We start from the raw sequence: 10,527 nt of genomic DNA on the forward strand, positions 1-10,527 counted from the left end.
GCTGGTCGAAGGCCGAACATGACATTCGCCTTACTGTTGTCTGAGTGATCACTGGCATGTACTGTCTTATATGTCGGCCCGCAGTCTGTCGGTGTGCCCCGTAGCCGATGGGTGACTGCGGCTATAAGGAGCATGATGCCTGCTGGATTGCCTGATTGGACGCAGACCGACCTCGCACCTCGAACGGTGAAGTCCGTACGCAACTTCCGCGACTGGGCTCGTTTCGCCGTGGTCGCGTTGCTGAGTGCTGTCCTCCTGGGTGGCGGCCTCACGTTCTTCACTCCGGCCGAGCCGACGAGGGCGCTCAATAACGGCACGTGGGGTGTTGACTCCACAGTCACAGTGAACGGCAACTTCACCATGGCCGGTAACGGCGTCGTGCGCTGTGACCAGGCGATGACGAACACCGCCTACTACTGGGTTGGTAGCTCGTACTACAACGGCAACTGCACGCAGCTGCACACGGGAGGAAGTGGCACCTACAACAACAACGACACCGCATTTATGACGAATGCGGATGTGGTTTCGGGCATGGCGGGGCCCAACTCGAGCTCTGCAACTGTCACGATCCCGACCGGGGCCAAGGTCGTGAAGGCGATGCTGTACTGGTCAGGCACTACGGGCGTCGTGCAGGGTGTCTCGTCGCCGATGTGTGGCATGGGTGTAACCGACAGCTTCGGCCGCTACCCCACAGCGAAGCTTCCAACAAACACGACCGGGTATCGTACGCAGGCGGTTCAGCTCCGTGTTCCTGGTAACGCTGGCGATGTCACGGTTTCACCCAGCTTTGTTGCGTGGGAAGAACTCACGCAGCTTGGCGCGAATGATGCCCAGTACTACTCAGCTCAGGCAGACGTCTCGCAGTACTTTGCGAACATGCCGAGCGGCAGCCAGACAATTTCGGTTGGTGACATTTGGGCAGCGAACGGCTTCAACTGTTACGCGGGCTGGTCGATTGCCCTCGTGTACGACTACGGCAAGTTTGATCCGGCCAACGCAGTCGATTCGCAGGCACGCATGGTGACCATTTACGACGGTCACAAGCGCATCATCTCGGGTGGCGGTCTCAGCGTCCCCTTCGACTTCCCCCCGGTGCTTGGCCTTGGTTCCAGAATTGGTATGACGATGTACGAGGGCGACCTCAACATCAAGGGCGACACGGGGCGCTACTCCGTGAACCGTGGGGGGACGTGGACGGAACTCCCGAACATCGATGGTGCCTACGGCAATATCGGTGTGTCTAGAGCGGATGGTGCCATCAACATGACCGGAGTGGCTGCCGCGAGGACGTACAACGCGAGTGTTGACGTCAGTACGAAGGACTTGCCACTCGCCGCGGGCCTCACGCACGCAGACATCTACTTCGGTACGACCGGTGACAACTATTTGGTGCAGAACGCCATCCTTGCGACGCCGGTGTCGCAGATTGCGATTGAAAAGACCATGGCCAATGGTCAAGAGACGGGATACGTGGTTGTCGGCGAAGTGCCGCAGTTCAAGATCACGGTGACAAACCCGGGTTCGACCACCCTTGACAACATTGTGGTGACCGATCCGCTCGCGCCGAGCTGTGCACGCACGATTGGCACGCTGGCTCCCGGAGCGAGTACGAGCTACACCTGCGCGGGGCCCGCCTATACAGGTACGCCGTATACCAATGTCGCGACTGCGAAGGGTAATACGCGAGGATTCACCGACAACTTGGTCACGACGGACACCTCTGATGTCCAGACCAGCGCCGTCCGACTCGACAAGTCTGTTGCCTTGAAGTCAGGCGTTCCTGGATTTGCCGGCGATGTGCTGAAGTACACCTTCAAGGTCACGAACACCGGCCAGTCCAAGCTGGCCGATGTCCGCCTCTCCGACCCGCTCCCGGGCCTCTCGGCGATGACGGCGGGTTCGTGGCCCGACCCGTCAAAGCCGGGCGTCCTTGCCCCGGGGCAGAGCGTGACCTATACAGCCACTTACACGAAGACGCAGGCTGATGTTGATCGCGGTTACGTGCGAAACACCGCTACCGTGAGCGCGGCCGACTCGGACGGTGGCTCGCGAGCCACTGATACATCCACAGCCGAACGTCAGGTGCCTGATACGACTGACATTGCGCTCGACAAGCAAGGCAGCCACGCGATTGGCTCGAACCAACGCGTTGGCGACACCGTGAACTACACCTTCTACGTTACGAACAACGGTGGTGTCACGCTCAACGATGTCAAGCTCTCGGACCCGCTGCCAGGCCTGTCCACCCCAGTGGCGGGCGCCTGGCCAGACCCGGCAAAGCCGGGGACACTCCTCCCAAACCAAACGGTGAAGTACACCGCAACGTACAAACTCACTCAGGCAGACCTCGACCGCGGCTATATCTCGAACGTGGCCACAGCGAACGCGACCGGCGTTCGTGGCAAGGCCGTGTCGGCTGTAGACGACAACACGCTCCCCGTCGCGCAGAACCTTGCGATCAGCCTCAACAAGACTGGCGCCTTCGCCACCAATGGTTCGACCGTTGCTGGCGACCGCATCAACTACAAGTTCCTCGTCACGAACACGGGTGCGACAACACTCACCAACGTCAAGGTGAACGACCCCCTCGTTCCGACGATCACCTGCACGGGATGGCCCGGTACCGTGGGCACGCTTGCTCCCGGGCAGCAGGTGAGCTGTACGGGTAGTTACGCCATCACCCAGGCAGACATCGCCAAGGGCAAGATTGACAACAAGGCGACCGCGACCGGTGCCAACGGCACGCAGACGGCTACCGCCACGGACACCTGGAGCGAACGCGCGATTTGGAGTCCGGGTCTCACACTCGACAAGACCGGTAAGTTCGCCGGCACGCTTCCCCAGGGCGCGGGTCACGTGCCAGGCGACAAGATCACCTACAACTTCGCGGTGTCGAATATCGGTAACACCCCGTTGAACAACGTCACCGTGACCGACCCGCTCAAGGGGTTGAGCGCCGTGACCTGCCAGTGGCCGGGTGCCCAGGGGAGCATCCCCGTCGGCGGCAAGGTGAACTGTACGGCGAGCTACTCGCTCACCCAGGCGGACATCAATGCCGGTGTCGTCGAGAATCAGGCCACCGCAAACGGTGTGAACGCGTACGACAACTCGCCCGTGTACTCGAGTGACACCAACTCAATTCCGGTCGAACAGGTCTCTGGTATCGACCTGCAGAAGGCTGTGACGCCCACCAGTGTGAAGTCGCTCGCCGAGGCGCAGCCGCTCACGTACACCTTCACGATCAAGAACACCGGCAACACCATGCTTCAGAACGTGACGCTGAAGGATCAGCTGGAAGGCCTGAGCGGATTCACCTACGCGTGGCCCGACCCGGCGAAACCCGGAGTCTTGAACGCTGGCCAGACCGTGACGGTGAAGGCAACCCTCGCCATGTCGCAGGAACAGTACAATTACGGTGAGGTCAAGAACACGGCTACCGTCACCGCTACTGACCCGCTCGGTGTCGAGCAGACAGACACTGCCAGCGCCACCGTCACGACGGCACGCACCTCCGACTTCAAGGTGACAAAGGTCGCCAGCCAGCCCAAGTACAGCAAGGTCGGCGAGGTCATCACCTACACCTTTACCCTTGAGAACACGGGCAATGTGACGCTTGACACCGTCTCGCTCAAGGACCCGATGCCGGGGCTGTCAGAACTCAGCTATGACTGGTCCGGCGCCGTGCAGCCAAATGAGCTCTTGCCAGGTCAAAAGGTGACGGCCACCGCTACCTACACGATCACGCAGGCCGACCTTGACAAGCAGCCGAACCAGGCAACCGGCCGCGCCGAAATCACGAACACGGTGACCGGCTCAGCTAACTCGGAAGTCTCAGGTACGCAAACCAAGACGGCCTCGGCAACGATCACGGCTGATCCCGTGCGGACAATTGCCCTTGACAAGCAGGGCAATCTCAATGTTGGGGCTGATGGTGTTGCGAGCGCCGGTGACACCGTCACGTACAGCTTTGTCGTAACGAATACGGGTACAACGACGCTCGACAACGTGCGTGTGCACGACCCGCTTCCAGGGCTCAGCAACATCAGCTTTGGTGCCTGGCCAGACCCGGCGGCTCCGGGTAGCCTCGCCCCGGGTGCTTCCGTGACGGCAACCGCACGCTACACGCTGACGCAGGCAGACGTGGATGCGGGTTCTGTGATGAATACCGCCACAGCGACCGGCACGTCGAAGGACGGCGCCTCGGTCACGGCCAAGGACCCGAACACGGTCAGCTACACGCGGGATACCGGCATTTCGCTCACGAAGACCGGTAGCTTCCTCCCTGGCCAGGGAGGCACGGTTGGCGATGTCGCAACCTTCACGCTGAACGCGACAAACACTGGCCCTGTCACACTGACGGGAGTCACGATCACTGATCAGCTTCCGGGCACCTCTGCTGTCAGCTACAGCTGGCCCGGTGCCGACGGTGTTCTCCAGCCGGGACAGACAGTGACGGCGACGGTGACGTATCCGATCACGCAGGCTGATCTCAACGCTGGCAAGGTGGTCAACCCTGCAACCGCGACAGGCACGCCGCCGCAGGGGCTGACGCCGCCCACCGCGAACACCGTCTTCGAACTTCCCACGGTGGAACACCCTGCAATCGACGTCGAGAAGAACGGCACAGTTGTGCCGGGTGCCGATGGTGTCGTCAATGCCGGGGACTCGATCGAGTACACCTTCGATCTCACCAACACCGGCAATGTGCCCCTCAGCGGCGTAACCCTCAGTGACCAGCTTCCGAACCTCTCGAACGTGACTTTCCCGCAAGGATTTACGAAGACGCTCGAGCCCGGTGAGACCGTTCGTGCCACAGCGAGCTACATCCTCACGCAGGCAGATATCGACGCTGGCGCGGTTTCGAACACCGCGATCGCTGATGGGACGAGCCCGCGTGGCACGAAGGTCAGCGACGTTGACCCGAATACCACGACCTTCCAGGGAAGTGCGAACATCACCCTCGACAAGACCGCAACATACGTTGAGGGCGACGGCTCGAAGATCGGTGACCGCATCGAGTACACCTTCACGGTGACCAACACTGGGTCAACGACGCTGACTTCGGTCCAGATCACTGACGTGAAGAAGGACCTCTCGCAAATCACCACCACTTGGCCGGGAGTGCCGGGCGTGCTGGCACCGGGTGAAACGGCGACGGGTGTGGCGACGTACACCGTGACCCAGGTCGACATCAATGCTGGAAGCATCGTGAACAATGCCACGGCCACGGGTACCCCGCCAGCTGGCTTGACCCCGCCGGTTGCAGAGGACTCTGTGACGATGCCGGTGAAGGCCATTGCTGACCTCAGCTTTGACAAGAGCGCGCAGCTCTATCCGCCGGAGGGCGAAGTCGCAGACGGTGTTGTCATTGCGGGTGACACTGCCCGCTACACCTTCTTGGTGCGCAACAGTGGCAATGTCACACTCCACAACCCGACGGTGACCGACCCCCTGCTCGGCGGAAACGTCCCGATTCCTGCCGACGTTGAATGGCCGGACCCCGCACAGCCCGGTGTGCTGCCTCCTGGTGGTGCCATCACATTCCAGCGGGACTACGTCCTGACGCAGGCGGATGTTGACCGAGAGTTTCTCGACAACACGGCGACCGCGACGGCGCTTGATCCGAACAACCAGCCGCTCACGCGCGAAGACTCGGTCCACATCGAGTATGCAGCCTTCGGTTCGATTGGTCTCGTGAAGAAGGGCGCGTATGACAGCGAGACAGGCGGCTCGACGCCCGGAGACGTCATCACCTATACGCTCATGGCGGTCAACAACGGTAACCTCGTGCTCAACGACGTCACCATCACTGACCCGATGCTCGGTGGCGCCGTTGATCTGACAGATGCCATGTGGGCGAACCCCGATACTCCGGGCACTCTTGCCCCGGGAGAGTTCGTGACTGTCCTCGTCCCGTATCAACTGACGCAGGAAGACATCGACCGTGGCGTCGTGAACAACCTCGCAATTGCGCGCGGTGTCACGCCGAGCGGTGACGAAACCACCGCCCCCGCGTCAGAAACGCTGCAGACCACCCCTGAACCGGCACTCACGGTCACGAAGGACTTCACCAACATTGACCTCGGTGCTGATGGTGTGCCGAGCGTCGGTGACACCGTGAACTGGGCGGTGTCGAAGACGAATAGCGGCAACACGACGCTCTTCGGTGTGAACGGTACTGACTCGCTACCTGACTTCGTGAAATCCCAGGTGCAGTGGCCCAATCCGGCAACACCCGGTGTACTGAAGCCCGGTGAGACGGCCCGCGCGACCGGACAGTCCTTCCTCACGCAGGCGCAGATCGACGCTGGCACTGTGCACAATGTGTACAGCGTGACGGCGCCCACGGAGAGCGACCAGCAGGTGTCGGACTCTGACGATGCTGACGCGCCAATCGACGCAAAGCCTGGTTTGGCCGTCAAGAAGACAGGTACGGCAGTCGACCCGGGTGCTGATGGGCACCAGGTCGGCGATACCGTGACCTTCTCGTTTGAGGTGACCAATACTGGCCAGACGAGCCTCACAAATGTGGCTCTCGATGACCAGCTTCCCGGCCTCTCCACGCCTGTGATCACATGGCCGGACCCAGCCGAACCTCAAACGCTGCGCCCCGGGCAGACGGCGACGGCAACCGCCACATACCAGCTCACACAGCAAGACATCACAGCTGGCAAGGTGCACAACGCGGTCACAGCAACGGCCACTCCTCCTTCAGGTGAGGTACCGCCAGCGACGACCGAGGTCGATGTCCCTGTGACGCAGGCCCCGGCCATCACACTCGACAAGCTTGGTGTGCTCGATGCCGGTGCAGACACCACCCCGAACGCTGGCGATGTCGTCAAGTACCGCTTTACTGTTGAGAACACGGGCAACGTGCCGCTGACACAGGTCGGCGTACAGGATGCTCTGCCCGGCCTCAGCAACATCACGGTGGACCCGAACGCGTCGTGGCCCGGTGCAGAGGGAACGCTCGAGGTAGGCCAGAGCGTGAGCTTCATCGCCGATTACACGCTCACCCAGTCCGACATCGACGCAGGCGCCGTCATGAACACGGCAACCACCTCAGGCGTCTCACCACAAAACGTGAGCGTGACGGACGAGGACCCCGAAACGGTCCGCTACGAAGCAGCACCCGCCCTCACGCTTGAAAAGGACGGTGCCTTCGACGGCGCCGCGGAAGACCCGCTCGCGGGAAGCCACGTGGGCGATACAGTGAGCTACAGCTTCGTCATCACGAACACGGGCGCAGTGACCCTCACGAACGTCGCACTGGACGATACGCTCGACGGACTCTCGACGGTCACCTTCACCTGGCCGGGTGCCCCCAACCAGCTGGCGCCTGGAGAATCAGCGCGAGGCACCGCAAGCTACAAGGTGACGCAGGCGGACCTCGACCGCGGTGAAATCGTCAACACAGCAACCGCTACCGGCGTGCCGCCAACGGGTACTCCTCCAGAGGCTACGGACACGCACACACTGGATGTTCCGGAGCGTGCCACGATCGCGCTCGAGAAGACTGCTTCCTACGTGGAAACGCGCGACCCCGACACGGACAATCGCATCCACACCGCGAACTACTCCTTCGTCATCACGAATACAGGCAATGTCCCACTCACAAACGTGACGCTGAACGACCCGCTGCTCGACCCGGCAAGTGTGAACATCACATGGCCAGATGCTGCACAGCCCGGCGTCCTCCTTGCAGGGCAGCAGGCGACTGCGACGGCGAGCTACGCAATTCCCCAGTCGGTGGTCACCGACGGAACCCTGACGAACCAGGCGACCGTTCAGGGCACTTCACCGAGCGGCGCGACGCCAAATGCGAGCGATGACGCGACCCTCGAAATTCCGGAAAGCCCGGAGCTCGAAGTGACGAAGATCGGTACGCCGCCGAGCGACCTCGACGGTGACTTCCGTGCCGAAGCTGGCGACACGATTAGCTACACCTTCGTGATCGACAACACCGGCAACGTCCCGCTGAATGTGATCGACGTGAACGACCACATCGAGATCGAGAATCTGCAGTACACGGACTGGCCGGGCCACGCACCGAATACGGCGTTCGACCCGGCAGCCGAGAACTTGATCCAACCGGGTGAGTATGTCGAGCTCTCCGCCGTCTACACGCTCACGCAGGCAGACATCGACCGCGGCTACCTCGACAACCAGGTGAATGTGCGCGGTACCTCCCCACGGGGAACGGAAGTTTCTGACAGCGACACTTGGCACTCTGAGTACACCGTGACGGCAGATATTTCTGTCGACAAGGAAGGTGCCCTGAGCGTCGGTAACGGCTCCCAACCGGGCGACACCGTGAGCTACTCGTTCCTGGTGACCAACACGGGCAATACGACACTCACGGGCGTTTACATCAGTGACCCGCTGATTGACGAAAACCTCATTCCGCTCGACCTTTCCACCCAGCCGGTGCCAGGTGAACTTGCGCCCGGAGCTCAGGTCGAGATCACCCGTGACTACAAGATCACGGCACTTGACATCACGCGTGGTTACATCGACAACAGCGCGATCGCATCCGGCCTCCCGGTGACTCCGGGAGTGGATCGCCCGCTCGGCTTCGACAGCGAGCACGTGGAGCTGGCACCTGCCATCACTATTGACAAGGCCGGCACCCTCAACGCGGGCGCCGATGGACGCGCAAGCGCCGGAGATGTGATCGACTACGTCTTCACCGTCACGAACACGGGCAAGCTTCCGCTCACTGACGCGAAGGTGACTGACCCGCTCATCGACGGTGACCCGGCAACACCGGGCGTTCAGCCGTGGACAGTAGACATCGGCGACCTCGCTGTTGCAGAAACGAAGACGGTCACCGCTCAGTACACGCTGACACAGGCGGATGTCGACGCTGGCTCGGTGGCAAACACGGCGACCGCCGACGCCGCCGTTGTTGGTGCGCCCGAGGGCGCTCCTCGCGTCAGTGCCACGGACCCGGCACTGGTGAGCTACGAACAGCAGCCAAGCCTGATCGTGCAAAAGGACGGTGCGGTGACCACCGACAACGGAGCACCTGGTGCTTCAGCGGGTGATGTCATCACGTACACCTTCACTGTTACCAACACGGGTAACGTGACGATCGACAACGTCGTGATCAACGACCCGATGCCGGGCCTCTCGACAAACTCGATGCCGATCGGCACCCTCGCTCCGGGCGCTGAAGGCTCGGCCACCGCGACGTACACACTGACCCAGGAAGACATCGACGCAGGCCTCAAGGTGAACGTGGCAACCGCCACGGGTACCGGCCCGACGCCGACCCCGCCCCCGGGCCAGACGACACCGAACACTCCGGTGCCGATCCCGACGACCCAGAACCCGACGAACACGCCGACCGCGACGAACACCATCCCGTTCGAGCAGGCTCCGGCGGTCACGATCGACAAGTCGCATGCGACCCCGCGTGACATGGACGGTGACGGTCGCGTCTCCGCTGGCGACATCGTCGACTTCTCGTTCCTCGTGACGAACTCGGGCAACGTGACCCTCACCGACATTGAGGTGACTGACCCGACTACCGATCCGACCTCGATGCTTGTTGGCACGCTCAAGCCGGGCGAGGCCGAGACGGTGCGCGCCACGCACACGCTTTCGCAGGCGGACATCGACGCGGGTGCGATTGCGAACCTCGCGACCGTGACGGGTGCGACGCCTGATGGCGGCACGGTGACGGATAAGGATCCGGACGTCGTGAACTACGAGCAGCAGCCGGGCCTCAAGGTCTACAAGAGCGGCCGTTACACGGAGGGCGACGGCTCGAAGGTTGGCGACGTCATCACCTACTTCTTCAACGTGGAGAACACAGGCACGGTGACAATGACGAACGTCACGGTAACCGACCCGATGCCGGGCCTCTCGTCGAACACGATGTCGGTTGGCGTGTTGAAGCCGGGCGAAGCCAAGACGGTCTTCGCGACGTACACGATTACGCAGGCTGACCTCGACAAGGGCATGGTCATCAACGAGGCCACCGTAACGGGTGACACCCCGACCCCGAGCGTGTACCCGAGCCCGACACCGGGCCAGACGGACATTCCGACGGCAACACCGGGTGTCCCGCTCGTGCCGCCGACCTCGAGCGCCACGGCCACCACGCCGACAAAGCAGACGCCGGCGATCGACGTCCAGAAGTCGCACGCGGCTCCTGCCGACACGAACGGTGATGGCAAGGTCTCCGCTGGTGATGTCGTGACCTTTGATTTCCAGGTCTCGAACACTGGCAACGTCCCGCTGACTGGCGTGACGGTGTCCGACCCGTTGACCGCACCTTCCTCGATCACCGTTGGTGATCTTGCTCCGGGTGAGGTGAAGACGGTTTCGGCTGAATACACGCTCACGCAGGGTGACCTTGATGCTGGTGCGATTCAGAACGTTGCGACCGTGACCGGTGCTGACCCCAAGGGCGGCACGGTGACGGACAAGGATCCGGATGTCGTGAGCTACGACCAGCTCCCGGGCCTTCGCGTTGTGAAGTCCGGCGCGTACACGCAGGGTGATGGTTCGAAGGTTGGT

Annotated in this window: 1 protein-coding gene; it reads left to right on the plus strand. The window is 62.0% G+C overall.

Going from position 1 to position 10,527, the window contains the following annotated elements; genetic code table 11:
• Window positions 1-132 precede the first annotated feature (132 nt).
• Window positions 133-10,527, plus strand: a 10,395-nt coding sequence (locus ZAL01S_RS10155) for a DUF7507 domain-containing protein (RefSeq protein ID WP_217995479.1), incomplete at its 3' end; no start/stop codon positions are given.

The organism is [Zimmermannella] alba NBRC 15616 (assembly GCF_001570905.1).
GTDB classification, from domain to species: Bacteria; Actinomycetota; Actinomycetes; order Actinomycetales; family Microbacteriaceae; genus Pseudoclavibacter; species Pseudoclavibacter albus.